The 500-nt window shown below is 51.2% G+C and carries 1 protein-coding gene; it reads left to right on the top strand.

Going from position 1 to position 500, the window contains the following annotated elements; translation table 11 throughout:
* Positions 1–213 precede the first annotated feature (213 nt).
* Positions 214–500, top strand: a 287-nt coding sequence (locus HT737_RS29585; protein ID WP_182404596.1) for a low affinity iron permease family protein, incomplete at its 3' end; no start/stop codon positions are given.

Below are 500 nucleotides of genomic sequence, written 5' to 3'. Positions count from 1 at the left end.
ACGTATTGTCTGGCGGACCAACTCATTGCGTTCTCCTGTCGTGACATTCCAGCGGTTCGTCACCATACAGGCAGTGCTGCGGACAGTTCCAGGGAGGCCTATTGCCAAGAGTGTCTGGTTGCTCGCAATGATTGGCAGGTTTCAATTGTAAGTAGAATTTTCATCGCATCCCGGGTGTCTGAATTTCATGCTCTCACAATAAGGAACATCGCAATGAAATTCGCCAAAATCTCCCAGACCCTGGCCCTTTGGGCCGGCAGCCCGAAAACGTTCATGGGCGCGTTGATCCTGATTTTTCTGTGGGGGTTGAGCGGGCCGATTTTTGATTTCAATGACACCTGGCAACTGATCATCAACACCTCGACCACGATCATCACCTTTCTGATGGTGTTCCTGATCCAGAACACGCAGAACCGTGATACCGACATCCTGCATCTGAAGCTTGATGAGTTATTGCGGGTGAACAAGGAGGCGCAGAACGCGATGCTCGGGTTGGAATC

Origin of the sequence: Pseudomonas sp. MD195_PC81_125 (assembly GCF_014060985.1) — a bacterium.
Taxonomy (GTDB): domain Bacteria; phylum Pseudomonadota; class Gammaproteobacteria; order Pseudomonadales; family Pseudomonadaceae; genus Aquipseudomonas; species Aquipseudomonas parakoreensis.
Note: the sequence above shows the minus strand (reverse complement) of the source record. Positions and strands in the feature narration are given on the sequence as shown.